20 protein-coding genes are annotated in these 21159 nt (G+C 54.5%); 7 read left to right on the top strand and 13 right to left on the bottom strand.

All coding sequences use genetic code 11. From position 1 onward, the window contains the following. Positions 1-91 precede the first annotated feature (91 nt). Complete coding sequence (locus ACZ5TH_RS02225; protein WP_464794448.1) at positions 92-664, top strand: thermonuclease family protein; 573 nt, start codon at positions 92-94, stop codon at positions 662-664. Between the two features lie 276 nt (positions 665-940). On the opposite strand, the gene ACZ5TH_RS02220 is transcribed toward ACZ5TH_RS02225, so the two are convergent. Together ACZ5TH_RS02220 and ACZ5TH_RS02215 are read right to left on the bottom strand one after the other, a co-directional pair. Continuing rightward, on the bottom strand, positions 941-1075 hold the full coding sequence (locus ACZ5TH_RS02220) for a hypothetical protein (protein WP_464794447.1): 135 nt from the start codon (positions 1073-1075) through the stop codon (positions 941-943). Continuing rightward, positions 1076-1369: a DUF5655 domain-containing protein gene (locus tag ACZ5TH_RS02215; RefSeq protein ID WP_464794446.1), complete on the bottom strand. Its 294-nt coding sequence runs from the start codon at positions 1367-1369 to the stop codon at positions 1076-1078. Positions 1370-1521: 152 nt separating this feature from the next. Between ACZ5TH_RS02215 and ACZ5TH_RS02210 the strand changes: the two genes are divergently transcribed. Together ACZ5TH_RS02210 and ACZ5TH_RS02205 are read left to right on the top strand one after the other, a co-directional pair. Continuing rightward, positions 1522-5856 (top strand): hypothetical protein, encoded by a 4335-nt coding sequence (locus ACZ5TH_RS02210; RefSeq protein WP_464794445.1) that lies wholly within the window; start codon positions 1522-1524, stop codon positions 5854-5856. Next, a complete protein-coding gene (locus ACZ5TH_RS02205) occupies positions 5853-7259 on the top strand; it encodes a hypothetical protein (RefSeq protein WP_464794444.1) in 1407 nt (468 codons plus the stop codon). The genes ACZ5TH_RS02210 and ACZ5TH_RS02205 overlap by 4 nt, the downstream gene beginning before the upstream one ends. A gap of 652 nt (positions 7260-7911) precedes the next feature. Here ACZ5TH_RS02205 and ACZ5TH_RS02200 read toward each other — a convergent pair. The 3 genes from ACZ5TH_RS02200 to ACZ5TH_RS02190 form a co-directional block, all read right to left on the bottom strand. Further along, complete coding sequence (locus ACZ5TH_RS02200; RefSeq protein ID WP_464794443.1) at positions 7912-8274, bottom strand: antitoxin Xre/MbcA/ParS toxin-binding domain-containing protein; 363 nt, start codon at positions 8272-8274, stop codon at positions 7912-7914. A 397-nt stretch (positions 8275-8671) separates the two neighbouring features. Then, positions 8672-9391: a reverse transcriptase family protein gene (locus tag ACZ5TH_RS02195; RefSeq protein WP_464794442.1), complete on the bottom strand. Its 720-nt coding sequence runs from the start codon at positions 9389-9391 to the stop codon at positions 8672-8674. Between the two features lie 169 nt (positions 9392-9560). Then, positions 9561-9890 (bottom strand): helix-turn-helix transcriptional regulator, encoded by a 330-nt coding sequence (locus tag ACZ5TH_RS02190; RefSeq protein ID WP_464794441.1) that lies wholly within the window; start codon positions 9888-9890, stop codon positions 9561-9563. A gap of 708 nt (positions 9891-10598) precedes the next feature. Between ACZ5TH_RS02190 and ACZ5TH_RS02185 the strand changes: the two genes are divergently transcribed. After that, positions 10599-11177, top strand: coding sequence for a recombinase family protein (locus ACZ5TH_RS02185; RefSeq protein WP_464794440.1), 579 nt, complete (start codon positions 10599-10601; stop codon positions 11175-11177). 26 nt (positions 11178-11203) lie between these two features. Beyond that, positions 11204-11374 carry a hypothetical protein gene (locus ACZ5TH_RS02180; protein ID WP_464794439.1) on the top strand — a complete coding sequence of 57 codons (171 nt, stop codon included), beginning with the start codon at positions 11204-11206 and terminating at the stop codon, positions 11372-11374. Between the two features lie 118 nt (positions 11375-11492). On the opposite strand, the gene ACZ5TH_RS02175 is transcribed toward ACZ5TH_RS02180, so the two are convergent. The 4 genes from ACZ5TH_RS02175 to ACZ5TH_RS02160 all read right to left on the bottom strand — a co-directional run bounded on the left by ACZ5TH_RS02175 (position 11493) and on the right by ACZ5TH_RS02160 (position 13456). Next, on the bottom strand, positions 11493-11921 hold the full coding sequence (locus ACZ5TH_RS02175) for a hypothetical protein (protein ID WP_464794438.1): 429 nt from the start codon (positions 11919-11921) through the stop codon (positions 11493-11495). A gap of 140 nt (positions 11922-12061) precedes the next feature. Beyond that, the gene (locus ACZ5TH_RS02170) at positions 12062-12562 is read right to left on the bottom strand and encodes a hypothetical protein (protein WP_464794437.1); all 501 of its coding nucleotides are present in this window, start codon (positions 12560-12562) and stop codon (positions 12062-12064) included. 259 nt (positions 12563-12821) lie between these two features. Beyond that, positions 12822-13157 (bottom strand): hypothetical protein, encoded by a 336-nt coding sequence (locus ACZ5TH_RS02165; protein WP_464794436.1) that lies wholly within the window; start codon positions 13155-13157, stop codon positions 12822-12824. A 5-nt stretch (positions 13158-13162) separates the two neighbouring features. After that, on the bottom strand, positions 13163-13456 hold the full coding sequence (locus ACZ5TH_RS02160; protein WP_464794435.1) for a hypothetical protein: 294 nt from the start codon (positions 13454-13456) through the stop codon (positions 13163-13165). A gap of 146 nt (positions 13457-13602) precedes the next feature. On the opposite strand from ACZ5TH_RS02160, the gene ACZ5TH_RS02155 reads away from it, so the two are divergent. Then, the gene (locus ACZ5TH_RS02155; RefSeq protein WP_464794434.1) at positions 13603-14259 is read left to right on the top strand and encodes a hypothetical protein; all 657 of its coding nucleotides are present in this window, start codon (positions 13603-13605) and stop codon (positions 14257-14259) included. A gap of 106 nt (positions 14260-14365) precedes the next feature. On the opposite strand, the gene ACZ5TH_RS02150 is transcribed toward ACZ5TH_RS02155, so the two are convergent. From ACZ5TH_RS02150 to purB, 4 genes are all read right to left on the bottom strand, one after another. Further along, positions 14366-15814 carry a hypothetical protein gene (locus tag ACZ5TH_RS02150; RefSeq protein WP_464794433.1) on the bottom strand — a complete coding sequence of 483 codons (1449 nt, stop codon included), beginning with the start codon at positions 15812-15814 and terminating at the stop codon, positions 14366-14368. Positions 15815-16460: 646 nt separating this feature from the next. Beyond that, positions 16461-16766 carry a hypothetical protein gene (locus tag ACZ5TH_RS02145; protein ID WP_464794432.1) on the bottom strand — a complete coding sequence of 102 codons (306 nt, stop codon included), beginning with the start codon at positions 16764-16766 and terminating at the stop codon, positions 16461-16463. Positions 16767-17092: 326 nt separating this feature from the next. Next, positions 17093-18766 carry a tyrosine-type recombinase/integrase gene (locus tag ACZ5TH_RS02140; RefSeq protein ID WP_464794431.1) on the bottom strand — a complete coding sequence of 558 codons (1674 nt, stop codon included), beginning with the start codon at positions 18764-18766 and terminating at the stop codon, positions 17093-17095. Positions 18767-19115: 349 nt separating this feature from the next. Then, positions 19116-20432, bottom strand: a complete 1317-nt coding sequence (purB, locus tag ACZ5TH_RS02135; protein WP_464794430.1) for an adenylosuccinate lyase — start codon at positions 20430-20432, stop codon at positions 19116-19118. Between the two features lie 268 nt (positions 20433-20700). On the opposite strand from purB, the gene ACZ5TH_RS02130 reads away from it, so the two are divergent. After that, positions 20701-21087 (top strand): EF-hand domain-containing protein, encoded by a 387-nt coding sequence (locus ACZ5TH_RS02130; protein WP_464794429.1) that lies wholly within the window; start codon positions 20701-20703, stop codon positions 21085-21087. Positions 21088-21159: the final 72 nt, after the last annotated feature.

Genomic DNA, 21159 nt, shown 5'->3' with positions numbered 1-21159 from the left:
CACCCAACAGCGGCGATCGTACGATAGGCGCTCGCGAACAAACGGCTGGAACCAGCCGCAGGAACGCCAATATCCCGCGTGGGCTGTTTACGTGGCTGCCGCCATCATTATGGCTGGCACCTTTTCCGCTGTGTTCTTCTGGCCTACCAACCCGCCGAGCGAGGCGGCTTCATATGCACCTTCAGCACCACTGTTAGCCTCCCCGAAAAATGCAGCCGCAGGAAACAATGGGAGCGAAGCAAAATCGTCCCCTGCTGCGGTGAGGCCCGCGCCATTCGCCAGTTCGGCGCAAATTCCGCACCGCCTCATGCAGATTCCATCTAACCGGTTCCTTTGCAACGTCAGCAGTATCACCGACGGCGACACTCTCCGTTGTTCAGATGGAAGGAAGATCAGGCTACATGCCGTGGCTGCCCGCGAAAGTGACGAAATCTGCAAGACTGGTCACCCGTGCCCCTCTGCATCTGCTGCCTCTGCAACCGCTATGCTCTCCCAACTGGCGTCGGGGCAAACGCTGCAATGCGAGCCGACTGGAACCAGCTATGGGCGGGTGACGGCAATATGCTGGAACCAGGAGAGTACCGAAATCAACTGCGCGATGGTCAACAGCGGCACAGCCCTCCTCTGGCCGAAGTTCAACAAGCAACGCGCCATCTGCAATTGAGGCCGAGCAGGTACTGCCCTCAACTCTGTATCGAAGGGTCGACAAGTCTAGTTCGTCCGCTGCCGCCGACAGAGCGGACGTTCGAGCCGGCAATCAACTTTCCTGCAAGCGGCCGTTCATTCAGATGATCAAGTGAAGACGGGGTTCACGTTCGCTTCCAGCGCGCCTTCGCCCGCGCCGCTCTGCGATCCGACTTGTTTCCGGGGTAAATCCCGCCACGGTCGCGGAATATGTTTTATCGGATACGAGATACGCGTTGCACCCCTATTGGATTGCTCATGAGGCGTTGTAGGACGCCTCAAGCAGGGGCTTGGCCTTCTCGAAGTCGGCAAGATTGGTGATCGTGATTTCCAGGTCGCCGGTTCCGAAGTGCCCGATCGATTTCACGTTGCGGGTGAAGCCCTCCTCCAACTAGATTGAGGCAGGATCGACCTTGACGTAGACAAGGAGCTTGCGCGCCTGATTGCGCAGTTCGACGCTCGCGAAGTTCTTAATGCGGCGAAAGGCAATGTAGTAGGCGGTCGTCTTCGCTTCGACATCGTCGCCCAGCGCCAGCATGAAATCGGAAATCAGTTGATAGAGGTCCAGAAGCTCCTGCGGAGCTTCGGAAAGGTGTTCGGAAATCGTCTTGTAGTTCGGCTTGGCGCCGGAGCCGGCGGCGGGCGCCGCTGGCGCGTTAGGCTGCTTGGCACTGGCTGAGGTCAACTGCTCAAGCAGTAGAAGATCGCCCTCGAACCGCCGATACCGGATATCCGTCCATCGCTTCCTCGCTCCGACAGATTATGCTTGCAAAGGCTCCCGGCAACTTCGTGTTTTTCCTTGTTGAGCATCAACCCTGACGATGGCACTAGAAACAGATGACGTCGGGGTATAAAAAGCCAGGAATTCTGCGCGCAAGTTTCGATTATCAGGACTTTGCAGCAATTCAGCTTCTGATTGATTTTTATCGCCAGCCAGACCTGTATTCTTGGATTGAGCTCGACAGCGACGACGCGAGCTATGCTTCAATCGACGACCTCGTAGCCTGCCGGAGCGACGGTCGTTTCGAGATCACCCAGGTAAAGTTCACCGTCGACCCATCCGATCCGGCGAACGAGCTCAGCTGGGACTGGCTCCTCAAAAAGACAAAGAAGGGGCGGTCGCTCCTGGAAAAATGGTCGGGAACCGTGCTGAAGCACGTTGAGGCCGACAGTCTCGAACGCGCCGAGCTCTTTACCGACCGTCTCCCCGAGGCGAGCTTTGCTCAAGCTCTTGATGGCCTCCGCATCTCGCCAAGGAAGGTTACTCCAGCAGTTTGGAAAAAGCTGATGGCACAGCTCGGATCAGCAGAGAAAATCGAGCGCTTTTTCGAGCACTTTCACTTTCGACACAGTCAGCCGCACTTCGACGACTTCGAATATCAACTGCAAGCTCGTCTGATCCCCTCAGACACCGACTACGCTGGCTGGATCGCGTTGGTCCGAATGGTCAAGGAGTGGGCGACCTTCAAGCAGCGTCCCGAGCCGGACGGACGAGTCCGGCATAGCCACATCCGCGCCGTCATATCGCGAGACCGTGCAAAACCGCTTCAGCAGAACTTCGAAATCCCTCATGGCTATCGGCCGCCAGACGAGGCGTTCGATGCTCTATTTTGCGGACGCGTCCTCAACCAGGATGGCGTCAGCGTGTTATGGGGCACGCCTGGTCGCGGAAAGAGCACTTATCTCAGCCACTGCTTCACGCGAATGGTGGACGCGAAGCAGATTTGCATCCGGCACCACTATTTTCTTAGTCTCACCGAGCGCGGCACTGCTAGGTTTTTCTTCCAAGACATTGAGCGCTCACTCATTCGACAGATCGAAGAGCATTTCCCCAATCTCGACGTTAAAGGTCAGACACTCGCCCATTGGCTCGACGCGGGCGCGAAGCGGGCCGGCGAAAAGGGCCGCAGGCTCGTCGTCATGATCGATGGCCTTGATCACGTTTGGCGCGAAGGTCGCTCACTTGACCACATGCAGCAGGTCTTTGCGCATCTCTTGCCGCCTCGCGCCTATATGCATTTGGTCGTTGGTACGCAGAAGATTGCAGCCAAGCACTTGCCGCACCGCTTGATCCAATACTGCCCGGAGGAAGAGTGGTATGCTCTTCCCGTCATGACGCCGACCGCGATCCAGCATTGGCTCTCGGTTCAACACGCCGCCGGCCGGTTGACACTCGATCCGCAAGCCATAGTCCCCAAGGCGCTGCTCTCCCTGGCAGCGGCCCTCCACAAGGTCACCGGCGGTCTGCCGCTGCAGCTGATTTACGCTTTCGAAACGCTGACCCGGCCTGGCGGTGCCATAGAAGAAGCGGCAGTCTATGCCCTGCCTTCCCAGCCCACCGGCGACATTCGGGACTACTACGCCTCGCTTTGGAAGCGCATTTCGGCAAGCGCCCGCGCCATCCTCCACGCGCTGGCCCACATCGACTTTGCGATGCCGCCAGGCAGCCTGCATCAGTGTTTCCACAATGTCGCTGGTGTCGCGGAATCGATCGAGGAAATCGATCACCTTCTCGACCACAAAGAGATAGGCATCTATCCGTTTCACGGTTCCATATTCGTGTTCGTGCGCGATCAGCCTGATCACGTCGTCGCGGCCACAATTCATGCCAAGACCATTCTCGATTGGCTGGACCACCAAGCTCCCGAATACTGGAAGTGGGCTTGGACTTGGATAACCAAAGCCCGCTTCGGCGACCCGGCAGACTTGCGCGCTGGGCCCACGCGCGCCTGGGCACTCGAAGCTCTTCGAGCCGGCCAGCCTCCTGAGCAAATCGAGCACATCCTTCGAGAATCCGAGGCGCTAGCATTCGAAGTCTTGGATTTTGGACGTACTAGCGAATTGCGATCACTGTGGATTCGCCTCTCCAATGCGCCCGAGTTTCAGACGAATAGATTCGCCGAATTCGTTGAAAGCACGATCCGCAGCTGCGACAACGATTATCGGCTCCTCCAGCTGCGCAACAGCCTCACCGAGCAGGCGCCGGACGTGATGATCGCGCTCCTTCGCTCATTGGCGCCCGAGGCGGCGAAAGTTGCAGCGAACCACGCATTAAACGAACTCAATCGACGCGCGCGCGATTCCCGGTACGACGACCATTCGCGGGTTGATTGGGCCGTGCATTTGGTGCGGGTGCTGCCATATCTCGAAGACTTCGATCCCCAGCGCCTCAAGAGCTTCGCAAAGCGGGCGAAACGTCTCGACAATCTCATTGGGATCGCGGCGGAAGAGGCGATCCTCGCCGAACGCTACACTGCGGCGCTTGGATTTGCCGCTCTGCATCGCGGGCCCATGTGTGACACAGCACTCTTCAACGCTCTGTGCATCGACGGCGCCGATCCTCGCGCCCATCCTGAATTGAAAGGCCATGCGTCACTGCCCAAGATGCATGCCTTGTACGCGGTGCGCGGTTGGTCCTTGCCGGCACGGCGGCCACTCAAAATCGACGTCGGCTCATACGCTCCGCCTGTGAAGGATCCGGTCCTTGCGCCCGAAACGCCGCCTCGCCTGCAAGGCTTCTTTTTCCGAGTGCTTTCCGCATCGTTGGGCGGACGGGCGGCACGTGTTCAACTGACGGGCCTTGACGACTTAAATGACGAATGGGTTCGTGGCGTGATGTTCGCGACCGCCGCCGCAGCCTACCAAGTCGCAGCTCGTCTCGACGCAGGGGATTTGGCGCCAAGCATCGATGAATTCTTTGCCATGTTGCCTCTCACGCCTCGGCAGAGCCAGAACTACGATGCTCAGCGTGTCCAAAACGGGGTTCGCCTCGGCCTGCGGGATATCGCCATCGATCTGCAACTTTTGCGCCGCGCAAAGGATCCGGACGCGTGCATCGAACCGCGCCACTTGCTCGAAGAAGACGCTTTGCGATGGCACGACGAGATTTGGTTGGAATACTTCGTGACCAAACGCCTCCCACTTCACAGCCTGGAAGCGGCAGAGGCGATTATCGAGCGTATCGCAGGCCAACTCGAGGGCGCGGTCAGCGAGTTTATGGAACGCAGCGATCTGTGCATCCAGACCGCGCTTTTCGCACTCGACCATGGTTTGGCAAATCACGCGACAGCATTTCTCAAGCGCGCTGCGCGCTGTCTGCTCGGCTATGGCTGGCGCAAGGATCCAGCTTGTTTCGAGCTACTGGAAGCGCTCGAGTTGATGGCAACAGTCGACGAACCATGGACCCAAGGTCAATTAAGACGCCTCGCGCCCGCTTTTGCTGCGATCACCGACTTCACCGACGGTGATGAGACCAACCACGCAAAGTCCGATTTTTATGCGGCATTTGCCCGGCTAATGCCGGAGCGGGCAGGCGCGCTCTACGGCTTTCTCGTGCGCTCTGATGAATGGTATTATGCCGACAGCTTAATCAAGCGGCTAGTCAAACAGATGAGTCCGAAGAACGCGCACGATCGTGCGCTTTTGATGACCCTGATTCAGCCCGATGAGATCGCGGCCGTCAAACAACTCGCGAAGACCACGAAGACTGGCGCGTCGGTCGTAGCGAAGCTTGATCGCCTGGTGGGCTACAGCAAGCGGGACGCACCCAAGAAAGACGACAATGGTGATCGGTTTCTCGATCGGGCCCCACGAACGGCACCTAAGCCGGCCGAATTTCCGCCACCCCGGCTCGAAGAGTTCCAGCAGGCCCTTCGGAAAGCCTCGGGCTATGGATGGAAAGATCGCGCGATGGAGAGGTGGCTCGATCATTGGTACAAGCAGGGTCAAGGCCGTGAAGCGCTCGCGGCAATGCGCCACATCGCCAAGGACGAGGATGCCTTCGTCGGCGTTGAAAAGATCTATGACGCCGCCTTCGCCATCAGTCTCGAATTGGAAGGTCGCCAAGCCGCTTTCTCATGGCTCATTGCCGCGCAGCGCTTTCGCCACGGATGGGGCCGTTGGTATTCGAGTTCGCATGAGGCAGGGCAACGCCTCAGCTTGGCTGCCACGCATTACCGAGAACGCTGGCCCGAATTCGTTACGCAATCGGCGGTACCTGTCATGACGCGCGCAGGCGAACGCAGCGCCCTCGTCCTCGGCCAGAGCCGACTCGTGGACTTCCTCCTACGCGTCGGAGAGCTCGAACGCGCACGCGAGTTGACCACCTCTCTTGCCGATACGATGATTGCCGAAGTCGAAGATCAGCCGCTCTCGATCCCGGAGTGGTTATGACGCAGATCCGATCCAGTCTCGGTTTGCTCATCGAGCGCCTTCACTGGCCGGTGCCGCGTGTACGCTGGGAAGCCGCCCGCCAGCTTGCTCAGCTCATACGTCAAGGCGACGATGAAGTGCGTTTGGCGTTGCTGGCTTGGTGCGCTGGTCAACGGCTCGAAAGCGATGTCGCGATCCTTCCTTCTCTCATTCACGCTTTCAAGCTCGAACACCATTTTGAGTTCGCCGAGCTTCATCAGGCGATTAAGGCTCCCTCGGTCCTATCCGATGCATTGCTACGCGCCTTGTATTCTACTGACGCCTCGAAACTGTTTTCGTTTAGGCTCGGCTATACCCAGGACGCTGATCTGAAGGCCCATGACGCACTTTTCGAAGAGGGCATCGGAACGCTCGTCCCGCCCGTATTCCGCAGCGTCCTGGCCAGCGAGGAGGCTCGCACAGGACTGCCCTTTTTGGCTCAGTGGCGTGGTGAATGGCTCGAACTGCACAAAAGGTATCGGGAAGCCTATACGCGACATCCCAGCTATTTTTTTGCTGGCGATCGCGGAAGCACGGGCTCGCTCGACGTTCGTCAGCGCGCAGTTTATGTAAGCGCGTTCCTGCGAACCTTGGCCTGGGCCGAGTTGGAGTTGGGGATGCCGCGCACCTATGCGGAAGATCTCGCGGAATTTGCCGTACCTTTCGACCGTGGTCTCGCAGACTTCGAGGGAAGCGAAGCGCCCGCTTGGAGCAAGAACTTTCTCGAAAGGTTTGAATCGATGGGGGAGGTCGACTTCGCCCGGACGACTTGGCGGGATGCGGCCGAGATGGTCACGACAGGTTTCGAGCCTTTGGCTCTAACTATGACGGATCAAAGTGAGCTTCTGTCTGTCAGTGTGCAAGTGTACCGGGTAGTCAACGGAACTCAGGACGAAGGCCAGCCTGCTAACTTGGCGGACCTCAAGTGGATTTCAACAAGAGGAGAGCCTTGGTCGATGGAGGGAAGGCTTCCCTTGTTGGACGGTCGCAAAGACAATCCGGGTTTGGTTCCCCTGGTCGTCGCTGCGATGCCGAGTGCATTAGGGCGCGCCCATATCGATCTGCTGCTTGGAAAGTTGCTTCTGGCCGATCCCGTTTTAGCGACGGGCCAAGCAAAACTGACCTGTGCGGCAGACCGTCTCAGACTTAGTGACGACCATGGTCTGATCTCTGAGCTCTTCCTTTGGTACGCTAACTGGACTCCGACACATCCGCCCGACGTTATACCAATCGGGTCGTTGACGACCTGCCGTAGCGATGCGCTGCGTTCATTTCGGAAAAGTCGCAACGTAAAGGTACGTCGTATGGTGCGCGTACAAATCGCGCGGCGCAAGCACAGCTACGAACCGTTCGAATTATCAACAAAAGAGTTTTGTATCAGTTAAATATGTATTCGTTCAAGATTAGGTCCGATAGGTTCGACTCTGTCGAAATTTAAAAGGGCCACGTCGGTCTGTTGGCCCGACAGCAATCGATCGCGTCCTAATGAACGAAAGGCAAATTACTCCGGTTCGTCGACCAACAGCAGACTTTCCGGAACGTCCAACAAAGCCGACTGATGACCGGCCCGAGCGCGCGAACGAAACGTCCGTTAGCCTGACCATCATCTATAAACTTTCAAGCACCCGGCGAACCAGAGCCCATGCCCCGTTACGACGGGGATGCCCTTGTACTAACACGGTCTTCTCCAAAGCGTTCACGTTCAGCGAAAACGTGGCGCGCTGAACTATGTGGGCATGATAATCGCTAACTTCGGCCAAACCGCTGATGTTGCTTACCTCCATCCGGCCTACTTCGAAGCTGTCAGACTCATCGCCACCAGGCCAAATTTCGATCCTTACGACCATCATGAGCCCGTTGCTGCTCCATGCCTCGAAGCGTGTGGATCACCACTCATTTCGAATTTGCTCCTCTTCTACTTTTCATTCCTAAATGGTGCGATCTGAAGGATGCTCGCGCTCCTCCAGCGCATCGAAAAGGATCCCGGGAATCGCGGCACGGCAAAGAAGGGTCATTCAGCCGCGCCAGATCTCCTCGCTAGACTAGCTGCGACTCGAGATATTGGCGCACCGCGATGATATCTGCGATATCTCCGCTCATCATATGCTCGATCGCGGTGCCGCCGCGGAACAAGGCCCCCTCATTCGACACGCGCATCCATGCCGCAGCGCGATCCGCATCCGGCAGGAGGACGTTGATAGCCTTAAATATGGCCAAGACGTGGCTAATCCGCGTGAGCGTCGCGTTGGAAAGCGGAGACTCATCCCCAGACAGTTTCCAACTTGGGCAGGATAAGCCCAGCAGCGCCAATTCCTCACGTTCGCTGAGCCTCCAGAACTCTGAGATTTTGATGAAGGCCCGCTTAGCTGCGCCGCTCAGCCTGTCTCCATTTTCGGTCATAGGTGGGTTTCGCTACCATTTTGATTTCGGTTCAAGAAGACAGGGGTCGAAAGTTCACCATGAACCTTTCATCGAAACTAAAGGGGAACAAACGCGATTTTGAAGTTCGATCATGGTTGCCAAAATAACAGAAATCCGCCATTTACGACTGAGTGCCATGTCTTCGGGAGGCAGGGGCCGGAGGTTCGAATCCTCTCTCCCCGACCAATTTCTTTTTTTCGTTTAATATCAACACATTAAGCGGCAGAGCTGAATTGCGACGTAGCACCAGAACGTAGCAGTTCCACTCAGCGCGCTCTACGACGAACCGTGCCGCGTCTGCGACGAAATGACAACTGCACCGGCTGAGATTGGCGGCAATGAGCGAGAACAAACAGTCTCGTCGCCGTGGGCGTCTCTACACTCCCTCCACCTGCTTCTGTTGCGATAAGCGACCGGCTATTTGCCTATCTAGCAGGCGCTGTAGGGCTGCACTTCTGGCACGATGACGCTCGTTCCTTAGCTCAAATAGCCGTTTAAGTTGACGATTAGGCAACTTCACCTGATCCCCAACAATGATAACGCCTGTTATATCAGCAGGAGCGCCTATTAAGCTAACTTCTTTCTCTCTCTTTATCTTATGACCATGCTTATAAATTATCTGTTTTATGGTCCATATCACGGATTTTGAGACTACATTTCCCGAAATTGTCAGATCATCCGCATATAAGCTGTGTTTAAGATTAGCTTCTTTTACAATCTTTTCTATGCTTAACCACATTCCGAGGTTCGAATAATAGGCTAAAATTGGGCTGCACGGCGACCCTTGCGGCAGGCATTGTGACCAAGTGCAAACACGGACTAGGATCGCCGTGACGTCAGGAGAGCATTCCATCACTGCGCGAAAAAAATGAGCCACGTTATTCGCTGTGCAGCTTGGAAAATAGTTTTCGATATCTAGGAGCCAAAAGGCATTCGCGCCTTTGTGACGTGCCGCATTATCTACATATGACCTGCCCTTTACAGGGCTAAACAGCCAGTCTGGCGGCTCGATCCGACCAAGTAGGACGGCGATCCGGGATTGCAGCTTCTTTAAAGTTTCGTCGGGAATATCAATGGGGCGATACAGGTGAGCCAAGTCATCAGAAGGCTTTTCGTTGCACCAGTGATCGAGCCTCTTGTGCTTCCATCGACGCCGATACAGATCGGTGCGACGCGTTAACCGAAGGAGGGTCGTTTCGGAAATATGTAGAAGATCAGCCAATTTCCTCCTTGTTCGCAATCGGAAAAAAGGGCTGTCCTTGATGCTATAATTCGTTTTCCCTCTTGTCTTCGGCATGAGCTTTCTTTTCTATAAAGCTGAGTATATCTATTATTTTAGCCGCGACTTTATTACGAACGCCACCACCTTTTTGAGCGTTCGGAAGCTCTTCCGCAAAGAACATGATTGCAGATATAGGGATATTAAAAACTTCGCTATACTTCTGCAATATATCTAGAGAAGGGTTCTTATTTTTATTCTCTATTTCAGAAATATAAGATTTCGATACTCCAATCTTCTCAGCAAGTTCTACCTGCTTTAAATCATGAAATACACGGATGAGTCGTAATGCCTCATTTAGCATATCTAATTCCAATTTATCTAATTAGATATTGGGTTAGCGTTACTTAAAGAGTTCATATACTCTCAGGCCCAACCGCAAAATGCGGTATAGGCTAAGGCCCGTTGTAAGAACGAACCTCAAAGTGCCGGGATTAAGGAGTTTACTCCATGCCCGACTACGCATTGGGACGGCTTCCGCCCTCCGCCTACGCAAACGCCGCCGTCGGTATGTGTCAAAAGAATCAGCCATGGCTGCTTCCTTCCCTCGTTCGCTTTGGCGACAAATCCACCATGGACCTGCCTCACCAAAGGTTCTCACCGAACAAGAGAGCTGGACCCGACAACTACACCCTTATCTAAGCGCGATAGTAGTTCTTACTATCGCGCTGCTTCGCCCTCCGCCGTCCACGCCGCCCCTCGCGGGGCCTCGGGGGCCAGTGGGGATGAAATGACAGGGAACTTCCATTCCCCACGCTATGGCAAGCCATAACTGAATATGAGAACTTCTTCACAGACGATCACACCCGATTCGTATAAGCGGGAACCCCTCCATGATCAAGAACAAAGTTCACCGTTAGAGAACCGGCGTTCTCTACTGACTCGTCAGCCGCCGACCAGACCATGTCGTATTTTAAACGACCGGTTCCGATACATGGGCACAGATTGTATCGAAAATTAGACTCCACATATCTAAAATACACTTCTAATATCGTTACACCGATTCGATACAGGAAGTGACGAAATGAGCCGCACCTTTGCCTACTGCCGGGTTTCGACCAGCGACCAGACCACCGACAACCAGATTCAGGAAATTGCATCGGCGGGCTTCACGGTCGATCCCAAGCGGGTTGTTACAGAGACGGTATCAGGTTCCGTTGCCGCCATGGAGCGCAAGGGCTTTGCCAAGCTGGTAGATCGCCTTGAAGCATCCGACATTCTCATTGTCACAAAGCTGGACCGCCTAGGCCGCAATGCAATGGATTTAAGATCGACGGTCGAACGGCTAGCGGCAGAAGGGGTGAAGGTTCATTGCCTTGCCCTAGGCGGCGTGGACCTCACCAGCGCGGCGGGGAAGATGACCATGGCGGTTATCGCCGCCGTAGCAGAGTTTGAACGCGACCTACTGATAGAACGGACACAGGCGGGGCTTGCTAGAGCAAAGGCGTCGGGCAAGGCTCTAGGACGCCCGCAGACCCTTACAGACGATCAGCAGCGCACCATCATAGAGAAGCGGCGGCAGGGCGTTTCTTTGGGAGTGTTGGCGAAGGAATATGATGTGTCGCGGGCTGCTATCCAAAGGGTGGAAAAGCGGGCTGTATAGATGCACTATGTTCAGGAGGGGGCCACATGGCAGACATTCTTCCATTCCGCCGCGAATGGCGTCTAAAGTCGCTGGATGAATGCGAAGGCCCGCGCTTGCGGTTCAATCCGATAACAACGCCAACCATCAGCGCTGCCATCGTCATTCCCTTGGGGATCGTGATAGGCGTTGGCTTAGGCTATCTGCTCCTTTTCTGATGAACGAGCGGCGACCTCCTAACCTATGGGGGCGGGAGGAAGCTGCCTATCGGCTAACGACCAATCTTGAGACATTGCGCGAGGAAACTCCCTTCTCCGCAAGCCGACCCGAGCAAGCCTACTTCTCTCTACACGGATGGCGCGATGCAATAGATCGCAGGCCGTATTGCTCCACCGTTTCTCGATCCATGCACAGGCCGTTTCTCGCCGATCCGATCCACTCTATCTCAGGCTTTTCAGAGCCTATTGAAATCACAAGATAATAAGCAAGCCCCACACGCGGTTGTGCAGATGCCTGAACTCTGGAAATAGTTGAGGGAGTATCCGGGCCAGTCAGTTTACGGGTCACGGTAAAAGTCGTTCGGAAAGAACCATCGAGAGTGACCTGGCAATCTGTATCGATGCAAATGCGCGGCGCGCCCGGCTCGCCAGAGATATCATCGACCTTTGTCAGCCTCGCTTCCACCAATGAGAACATTGGAGCAGCAATTGCGGGCGTTGCTCCTAGCGAAGCGAATGTAAGGCCGCAGAGATAGGCGAAGTTCATAGGCGTCACAACTCTCTCCCTTGAGGCGAAGCGATCTTAACGTCCGCTTTTCGGCGCGTCGGAGCAATAGCCGACTTACCCCTACCCACCCGGCATCGTCGTAGCCGACTTCGAAATCTCCCGATGCGCCCCGATAGCGGTCAGTCGCTCACGCCTCGGATTTCGTATGCCTCAAGGAGCGGCCATAAAATCTCGGCATTTGCTCCTTCCTGTTCGATGGCGTTGCGAAGAGTGTAAAACTCTTCGTCGCTCTTAATCCTGCCTCGACGAATTACTCGCTGCACCACCTTGGAAAAGCGTGCCCGCACTTCCGTCAGCGTTGGCAAACCGTTCTCCGAAAGCTCGCTGTTGCATCTCACCACATCAGTAGGGGGCCAGCCACTCGTAAACTCTACCACATCCCCAATTGCCATGCTTAGACCGCTTCTCGCTTTGGCGGGTGACTTCGACGCAACCCGATCGAGCGCGACTATGGGATCGGTCTCAGGGGTGATTAGGTCCGAGGAGAATACCTTCGGGGCCATGTAGGCCAACCAAGATCGCAAGCGATCGTATTCGACAGGTTCAATCCGCATCGAAGCATGCTGGCAGGGTTCAGCTATCAAGGCAACGGCAGCTATCTCAGCACCAGCGTTCGACATCGGACAGTCGCCTAGCCACCCATCCGAACCATAAAACAGCGCCCCCCTCGATAGCAAAAGGCCAATGGACCTTACCTGTCGATTTGAAACGGGCCTACAAGCCTCTCAGAAGCCCGCCAGGCATCGAAATGAACCTTTAGGCTACTACCCTACCTCTCGCGCACCAAAGAGCCTGAATGGCCTTTAGAAGTAAATGTAGATAAGTATAAGAAAAATTCTCTAAACTAAATCTTCCAAATACCAAAGCCAGTTATATAATTTAATGCATCATTTCCTCTAAATCTGGAAACAAAGGCATTGGCTTTGGGTCAAGCAGTTCTACCATTGTTGCGTTGTATGCGGACACAGTAGCCCATTCCACCTTCCAATTTACTACTGCTGCACCATCATCAAACTGGATGATGCCCGCACCATCACGCGCCACATCAAACTTGCACCGCAAGTTGTCATCATAGCTGCCGACTAGAAGCGTTCCGTCGCTCAGGCCTACAAGAAACCTATCGTCATCTTCATAGGGGACGGACAGCACGGTTTCGATATCGCCGGTGATTCTAACCCGAACCGTTTCAGGGATTGGCTCGATGCGAACGCCCATGAGAATCACCCTTTCCCATTTAAGAACAAAAAGAGAACATATGCCGCAGGAAAGGAGTCGGCAATGGGCAATATCGACGGTTTATTTTTGATGGGCGTGGCGGCGATCCTTACAAGCCTTGCCGCGTTGGTGAGGGCATTTCGCGTTCGAAACAGATAGTCGGAACCAAGGGGTTTACGGCAACACCCTGTTTTGCCATCAGGAACATGCAGTCTGGTGAGTCCCAGATTGTGGGGCGTCAGAACCCCAACAGCACACAGGCCGGTCAAGAGTTTCTTGGCCGGGTGGTCGTCACGCATGTCCAAGGTTCGCCTAAAGGTGGCGACGCCTTGTGCTGTGTGCAGGGTTCTGAACACCCGGCTTCGGTCGGGTTGCGCCTCCAACATTAGACGGGGGCATCATGCATCACATTCGAAAAGCCTTTTTCATAGCGTTCGGGCTATGCTTGGCACCTGCTACTTCACATGCACAATCAGGCTCGTCCGGGAGTTTTCCCTGCCTCAATGATACCTTGGCGGCATGTAAAAGCCTTGTTGCAGCACACTACTCCATTGTGGGCGGCAACTTGGATGAGGTTATGGCCTCATGGAAGAAGGTCGATGTTTCTGGCAATAGAGTCACAGGCCAAATGAAGGCATATGTTATGGTCGCCTCGAAAGGCCAAAAAGGTAACATTTCTTACCATACATATGATTTCAACCTAAACAGCTTTGGATTGGTTGATAACATCGGCATAGACCTTAAACTCAATCCGGCTTCCGCTTTCACAAAGGAGGAATACGATAAGACTCAAATATTTGATCTCATTAGAGTGTTCATACCTGAGTTCGGTTGTGAATATTATAATAGAATGAACTTCTATAGATTTTTTAATGACAATGTTAAGCCGACTATCAAAGGCCCGATAAGGGACGGATACGTTGGCGTCGGTTCTGCAACGGATGAATACCAATATCGCAGCCAGCGCATTTCGATGTGCGATGCTTATATTGAATACCGGCGAGACTATGGGATTAGCACGGTATACATGGATTCAGACAATCCGTCAGGCCGTTTTAACAACATTAGCATTGGCCTGTGGACTAGCCCTAGCCGGTTTTAGGTAAATGCCTGAGCGTGAGGTGCCGCAACGTCGGTGAACAGGGGGAAGTCCTAATAAATAGACCCCCCACCCCCATACCAATCGATTCACAGTGCCGACCCCGATTTTAGGTAAGCTCATATGACCTATTGCCAGCAACCTTCTTATGGGTGCTGATCGTAATGTGCGGCGCTATCCCGACATGCCTATAAAAGCTTTCAAAGAGGCATTGGGCGGCGATCTCCGCCTTTGATTCCGGGACCATCAGCGCGTCGTGCAGGGGCAACGCGGGAATATCGTGTTCGAACGCCAACGTCTTCACAGCAGCGATGACAGCGGTGCTTTCGATAAACTGCAAGCTCCCCCAGCCTATCGGGTTCTTGGCCCATTCCTCCAAAAGCGGAAGGTGTTCCAATATCTTTCGCTGGGTCTTACCGAACGGGAAATCCGCCTGTAGATCGCGGCCCTTAGTTTCTTCATCGTCTGCGTAGCGGCTTTTAGATTCCGGCGGCCAACGCTTGTGGAAGCCGCCATTTCCAAGGGTAACAGACACCCACGTTTTGACAATGCCACGCGGAACGCCCGGCATGTCATAGGGGTCAGTGGCAGGTAATGGCACTCCCATGCGCTGGTGTAAGATCGTAAGATAGCTGGCCCGTAGATCGACCTCCGCAATGGCTTCGCCGCTGATCGTCATCATCCGGCGAATATGCTTCCTGACATTCTGATAGCCCTTGCCTATGCCATGGCTGTAAAGGCGTCCGCCCTTGCTGAAATCCGCACCATCCTTGTCACCCTCACCGAACACCCGGACGAAGCGATGATGTAGATGGGCAGGCTGAATGTCCTGTGCAGCCATATAGGCGGATATGTCGTTGACCTCTTCTGCATAGGCCGCGACATGCGGTAGGCAGTAATCGACCGGCAGGGCTTCACCCTTCTGCTTCTTACCCTCTTGGTCCTTCCAACTCGCCGCCTTCAATATGATCGGATCGGCAACCCGCACCGGCCTTGGCGCCGGTGCAAAGTGATATGACCATAATTCCGGGATGATATTATGGCTTTTCGCTCGGTCGATCAGCTTAGGAGTAGCCCGGAATCGTGTGGCTATTCCGTTGCTGAAAGCCGATGCCGTGCATTCCTTGTGGCCGGTGATGACTTCCAGGAATCCTTCACGCACCAGACCGTCTACAACGTTTTTGAAGGCTCGATGCCCTACCGTCGCCCCCGATGCCGTTTCATTTCCAAACGCCCCTGCCTTGAAGCTCTTGGTAGCCATGGACCGGTATAGAAAGCCCCCTTCTTCCTCACCTGCCGCCTTAATCAACATGGGAATCGTCAATTCCATGGCGTTGATAAATTCATCAGGAAGCTTTTTCCGTCTTCTCATATCCGGTTTGACCAATTCAATGAGAGTTTCGATAAAAGCCTTTGATTCAAGGGTAACCGGACTTAATAAGAAAGATAGATGGGAAGCCTTATCTGTGGCTTCATCTATGGATAGATTCTTAGGTGAATAAATCTTGAATGATTTATAGGATAGATAATTTCTATAATTATGTTGTAGTATTGCCATATTCAAATCAGTTTAACTTTATATATACATACGTGAAGCGCTTTCGATGAACGTAGTTGCCCGATGATCGAAAGGTTGACCCTCGTCACGAAGAGGGGGTTTTCTCCGGTGCAGGAAAGATCAGCAAAACAGCAGACTCCCCTTGCTCGTCATCGGATGGCGTTACATTGACAGGAGGGTTGTCGTTGGACGACACGGGGCACGGTTCGCCATCGTCCATAAAATTAAAACATAGTTGCGTAGGTTTCATAATCATTCCTTGCTCTTGAAGTTGAGTGCAAGGTGATAACGGAACAGCACAGGACAGCAACAGCTCGTCCTTTTACTATTACGTGAAGACCTAATCGTCTTATCAAGGGCATTATTATTCGTGCCGCTGATGGCAGATAGCTCATACGTAAGTTTAAATAACTTATAGAGAAATTTAGAGGAAAGGCCGATTGCGGGTTAAATTTGGCTCTATCTACGTTTATGTGTAGTAGGCAATTAACACAGTGGTATATCGCCCATGACGGAAATGCTGGGCGGAGAAAGCGAACAAGGCGGTTGGTTAGGCTGGTGGATCAGAATTGGCGACAGGAATGCCGAAGCTCACGCGGAGGACAGGGCAACGCGGGATAGCATCAGCTACCCCGCATAACAGCGATCACCCGTTCGCCATGATCCGCTTGCCCATCAGATATGGCAATACCCCAGCTTCAATGACGGCATCGCTGCCGACCAATTTGGTAGCAGTAATGGCAGGTCGCGAGATCAGGTAAAGCGAGCCATGCACCTTGACTTCGACCCCCTTAAGTCTTGCAACACCTGCCAGCACGGCTTGGGTGATGAAGCGAGGAACAGCGCTAATCTTTCTGACCACGGTGCCACCGGGTTCCGCAAGAGCGGGATGGCAGAAGGTCTTGTCTAGCCAGCGGATGCAGGCGGCGGATAATGGGTAAACAATATTCATGTATTTCAATCCTAGTTCGCGGCAGGGACCATTCCTCGCCGACGAATCACAGGATAGCGGCGGCTGGCGGCAGGTAAACGCCTAGGGCAATGAGTATTGAGTTAGGACTGATCTTAGTGTTTACCGTCCTGATAAGCGTCTAATCTACCAAGTTCCAAATTACCGGGTTATTGCCGACCACTCTACCAAACTTAAACAGGACTGCATTAAGCAGCTTGAATATGCTCTATTTTGCCCTCAGAAGGCCGCAGGACGCGATTTGGAGAGGTCAGCTACCGACATAGCCAAAATGACGAATGGCGCCCTGAGCAGCTTTAGAACTAAATTTAAGCATAAAGGTGCGTAAAGTCGACACCCTCAAACCGAGCATGTTCAATAATCTCCGATAATCGTCCAATAGTTCCTTGCCGTAACTTGCCATAGCCTGACGTAACTGTCTTTTGGCTATGCCCGAGAACGACAGCTATATCCTGATCGAAATAACCGGCAAGGCGCAACTGATCGGTTAAGCCGTGACGGAAAGAGTGCGATCCGAAACCATCACCTGCTTCTTTAAGCCCGATACGTTCCAAATACACGCGCCAGAAGCGGGATGCCTTGCCGCTCTGATCGCGTTCATTTTTTTGCAGTTCCGGGAACAAGCGGTGGTCGCCATCTTGTTCGGCCCGCTCCCTTTGTGAGCGCACATATTCAACGAAACCGATGGCAGCGAGGGTAGAATGCAGAGGCGCAATACGGTTTTTGCCGTTCTTGGTAGCCTGCCCTGTTTTCTCCTCATGCTTGATTTCGATGTGGTGAACGTCGCCATCCTGCCGAACGTCTTCAATTCGCAGTTGCGCGATTTCGCCTAGCCGTGCGCCTGTGAACAAGCAGACCAGCGGTAGCCAGAAGCGCCAATCCCTTGTCTGGACGTTTCCTTTTTTGAACTCTTTTCCATCCCGCAGAAATCCGGTGAAAAGCGGGGACCGCAAAATGATGTTCAATTGCTCGACCGTGAACGGCGGACGCGCGTTCTTCTGCTTATCGACCTGATAAAACAAACCTGTGACCGGGTTATCTTCTACATACCCCTCACGCTTGGCCCACGAAAATAGGGCCGACACAGCGGACAGCTTTTTGTTGACCGTAACGAGGTCGAGGGTCTTCATCCCCCTCTCCTTGGCGATGGCGGCTATTTGCCGCAGGGGCATCCCTTTGAACTCATTTCGCTTCCCATAGGTAATAGGAAGAGAGGTTTGGAGGTTGCGCCATTCCCGCACGTCTGACGGCTGGATTGACCGCAAGCTACGATCTACCCCTACGAACGATGCGAACTCATCAACGGGCTTCCGATCCTGCCGCAAGGTATCGGCCCGCTTTTTGCCCTCCGCTAGGCGCTGGTCACGATAAACATCATATAGCTCTGCGATCCGTTCACCGTCACGCGCGCGCTGATCTTTCCTCTTCATCGCGGCCTGAACAGGTGCCGATGGAACGAACGTATGTTCGCCATCGTCAATGACCGCTACCGCCCTTGCAAATGTATCGGTGCCTGCCCGTGCCAATTGATGAACAAACTCATCGAATTGGAGGCTGCCATGAGGCAAGTCCCATCCGCGCTTCTGAATCTGTCGCACAGCATGACCGCGCCAGTAGGTGTAGTCCTCCCCTTTCAACCGGCGAACAGAATCAATGTGCCGACGCTCGAACTCGGCACGTAGGGCTTGGTAGCTCGCCTCACCAAGGCGCGCCTTCACCTTTATCAACTGATCCACACGTTCGCTGGCACGTTCATAGCCAACGACCAGCGCTGCCTCCTCCAACTCCACCTCTGTAGGGCGGATGGGAATAAGCGAAGCCTTCTCGGCCTTTTTAGATAGCAAGGCAGCTTCCACCCTAGACTTCCATGCCATCAGGGTCGGCAAGGCTAATGTCTCAGCGCGCGCCTTCTCAGTTACACCGAGAGACTTGGTAAATTCACGCTTGCCAATGATCGGGCGGGCAGCAGCAGGAATCATCATGCGAAGCTGCCAATACTGGGATTGAGGACGTTTACAGAGGTAATTGTTCAACACAAAAGTTCATTCCATATGAGAAACGATGTAGCACATGCGCGTAGCACTGCCAGAGTCGGACCCATTGGAAAAGCGTCAGTCCTAGGACTTCTAGGGGTCAACTTACCTCACTTGACCGGCAACTTAGACCTCCTCTCTCCCCGACCACATTCTTTCATATCACGAAGCCATAGAGGCGTCAGCCGCGCAACATGCTCGGTTGCCAATCGCCTGTAGCCTTCTACCGTATCCTCACATCACATAAAAAAGGGCGCGTTCCCGCGCCCTTTTTATCATATGAGCTTTTAAAGGCCTATCAGGCCTCTCCAAACACTCGGCGGAAGATCGTGTCCACCTGTTTGAAGTGATAGCCGAGATCGAATTTCTCTTCGATCTGCTCAGCGGTAAGGGCCGTGGACACGTCCGGATCGGCCTTCAGCAGTTCGAGAAGCGAAAGCTGGCCATCCGATTCCCAGACCTTCATCGCGTTGCGCTGGACATAGCGATAGCTGTCCTCGCGCGAAACGCCCGCCTGCGTCAGGGCCAGCAACACCCGCTGCGAATGAACAAGACCGCCCATCTTGTCGAGGTTCTTCATCATGCGTTCGGGATAGACGAGCAGCTTGTCGATGACGCCGGTCATACGGCCCAGGGCAAAGTCGAGCGTGATGGTAGCATCAGGACCGATGTAGCGTTCAACCGACGAATGGCTGATGTCGCGCTCATGCCACAGGGCGACATTTTCCATCGCGGGCAGCGCATAGCTGCGCACCATGCGCGCAAGGCCCGTCAGATTTTCAGTCAGAACCGGATTGCGCTTGTGCGGCATTGCCGAACTGCCCTTCTGGCCGGGGGAAAAATACTCCTCCGCCTCCAGCACTTCGGTGCGTTGCAGATGCCGGACCTCGACGGCCAGCCGTTCGATCGAGCTTGCGATAACGCCCAGGGTGGCAAAGAACATCGCGTGGCGATCACGGGGAATGACTTGGGTCGAAACAGGTTCGACCGCCAGCCCCAACTTGGCCGCGACATGTTCTTCGACACGCGGATCGATATTCGCGAACGTGCCTACCGCGCCGGAAACAGCACAGGTCGCGATTTCCTCACGCGCCGCGACAAGGCGGGTCCGGCACCGGCTGAACTCGGCATAGGCCTCGGCCATCTTGAGACCGAAGGTGACTGGCTCGGCATGGATGCCGTGACTGCGTCCGATCGTCGGCGTCAATTTATGTTCAAACGCCCGACGCTTGATGACGTCGAGCAGCTGATCCAGATCCTCGATCAGGATGTCGGCCGCACGGGAAAGCTGCACAGCAAGACAGGTGTCCAGCACGTCGGAAGAGGTCATGCCTTGATGCATGAAGCGCGCTTCGTCGCCGACCTGTTCAGCAACCCAGGTCAGGAAGGCGATGACGTCATGCTTGGTGACGGCCTCGATGGCGTCGATCGCTGGCACATCTATGGTCGGGTTGGTCGCCCACCAGTCCCACAGCGCCTTAGCAGCTGATTTGGGCACCACGCCCAATTCACCGAGCGCTTCGGTGGCGTGCGCCTCGATCTCGAACCAAATGCGAAATCGAGCCTCGGGCTCCCAGAGAGCTGTCATTTTCGGGCGGGCGTAGCGCGGGACCATCGAACGAATCCTGATTGCTGATAAAAGTTCGCGCGCCGCCTAGCAGTCCAGCCATTCAAGGGCAAATCGCGCCCTCATTTGGGTTCGCGCGTCTGTACCAGCAACTTTTTACCCCGAATATCGCAGCGTTCAAGGACGGGATGAGCCGGTTTCGCAGGCGAATTGCCGACTCTGAATGGATATTCAGGAAACACAGTCGTCACTCATGTATTCATGGGTCAAGCTATCGAGCAACTGACCTGCTCGACCGCTGCCGAGGGAGAAAGTGATGTTACGCGGCCTTATATTGTCTGTTGCGCTGACTGCCGCCGTTCCGGCCATCGGACAGGTTGGCTCTGTGCCCGGTAGCCCACAGGCAGGTGCGAGCACATCTCCTCAAAGCCCGGCGGCGACACCGGCCGATACCGTCGCATCCATCGTCGATAGCGAATTCCCGGCCTATGATGCCAATGGAGACGGTCAACTCGACAAAGCCGAGTTTTCACGCTGGATGGTTGCGCTCAAGGATCAGGAGATGAAAAGCAGCGGTGAAAAACTATCCGCCGCTGACGTCACAACTTGGGCTGATGGCGCATTCAAGACAGCTGATGCGGACAAAAGCACATCAGTGAGCAAGCCCGAACTCATCACCTATCTGAGCCGCGGCGCCGCTTAATCACCGCGCCACTATTATCGAAGCTGACAAGAACCCGGTCTATGGGTCACAGCATGAGGCGGCGTGGAGCGA

It is taken from the genome of Sphingobium sp. TomTYG73 (assembly GCF_055394245.1).
The sequence above is the reverse complement of the archived record's forward strand: the minus strand, read 5'-3'. Positions and strand labels throughout refer to the sequence as shown.

Excerpts from the sequence above, each read along its gene's own strand:
- purB (WP_464794430.1), bottom strand. The coding sequence starts at position 20,432 with ATGGTCCCGCGCTACGCCCGCCCGAAAATGACAGCTCTCTGGGAGCCC.
- ACZ5TH_RS02140 (WP_464794431.1), bottom strand. The coding sequence starts at position 18,766 with ATGATGATTCCTGCTGCTGCCCGCCCGATCATTGGCAAGCGTGAATTT.
- ACZ5TH_RS02185 (WP_464794440.1), top strand. The coding sequence starts at position 10,599 with ATGAGCCGCACCTTTGCCTACTGCCGGGTTTCGACCAGCGACCAGACC.
- ACZ5TH_RS02180 (WP_464794439.1), top strand. The coding sequence starts at position 11,204 with ATGGCAGACATTCTTCCATTCCGCCGCGAATGGCGTCTAAAGTCGCTG.
- ACZ5TH_RS02200 (WP_464794443.1), bottom strand. The coding sequence starts at position 8,274 with ATGACCGAAAATGGAGACAGGCTGAGCGGCGCAGCTAAGCGGGCCTTC.
- ACZ5TH_RS02130 (WP_464794429.1), top strand. The coding sequence starts at position 20,701 with ATGTTACGCGGCCTTATATTGTCTGTTGCGCTGACTGCCGCCGTTCCG.
- ACZ5TH_RS02205 (WP_464794444.1), top strand. The coding sequence starts at position 5,853 with ATGACGCAGATCCGATCCAGTCTCGGTTTGCTCATCGAGCGCCTTCAC.
- ACZ5TH_RS02170 (WP_464794437.1), bottom strand. The coding sequence starts at position 12,562 with ATGTCGAACGCTGGTGCTGAGATAGCTGCCGTTGCCTTGATAGCTGAA.
- ACZ5TH_RS02160 (WP_464794435.1), bottom strand. The coding sequence starts at position 13,456 with ATGCGTGACGACCACCCGGCCAAGAAACTCTTGACCGGCCTGTGTGCT.
- ACZ5TH_RS02145 (WP_464794432.1), bottom strand. The coding sequence starts at position 16,766 with ATGAATATTGTTTACCCATTATCCGCCGCCTGCATCCGCTGGCTAGAC.
- ACZ5TH_RS02165 (WP_464794436.1), bottom strand. The coding sequence starts at position 13,157 with ATGGGCGTTCGCATCGAGCCAATCCCTGAAACGGTTCGGGTTAGAATC.
- ACZ5TH_RS02210 (WP_464794445.1), top strand. The coding sequence starts at position 1,522 with ATGACGTCGGGGTATAAAAAGCCAGGAATTCTGCGCGCAAGTTTCGAT.
- ACZ5TH_RS02175 (WP_464794438.1), bottom strand. The coding sequence starts at position 11,921 with ATGAACTTCGCCTATCTCTGCGGCCTTACATTCGCTTCGCTAGGAGCA.
- ACZ5TH_RS02150 (WP_464794433.1), bottom strand. The coding sequence starts at position 15,814 with ATGGCAATACTACAACATAATTATAGAAATTATCTATCCTATAAATCA.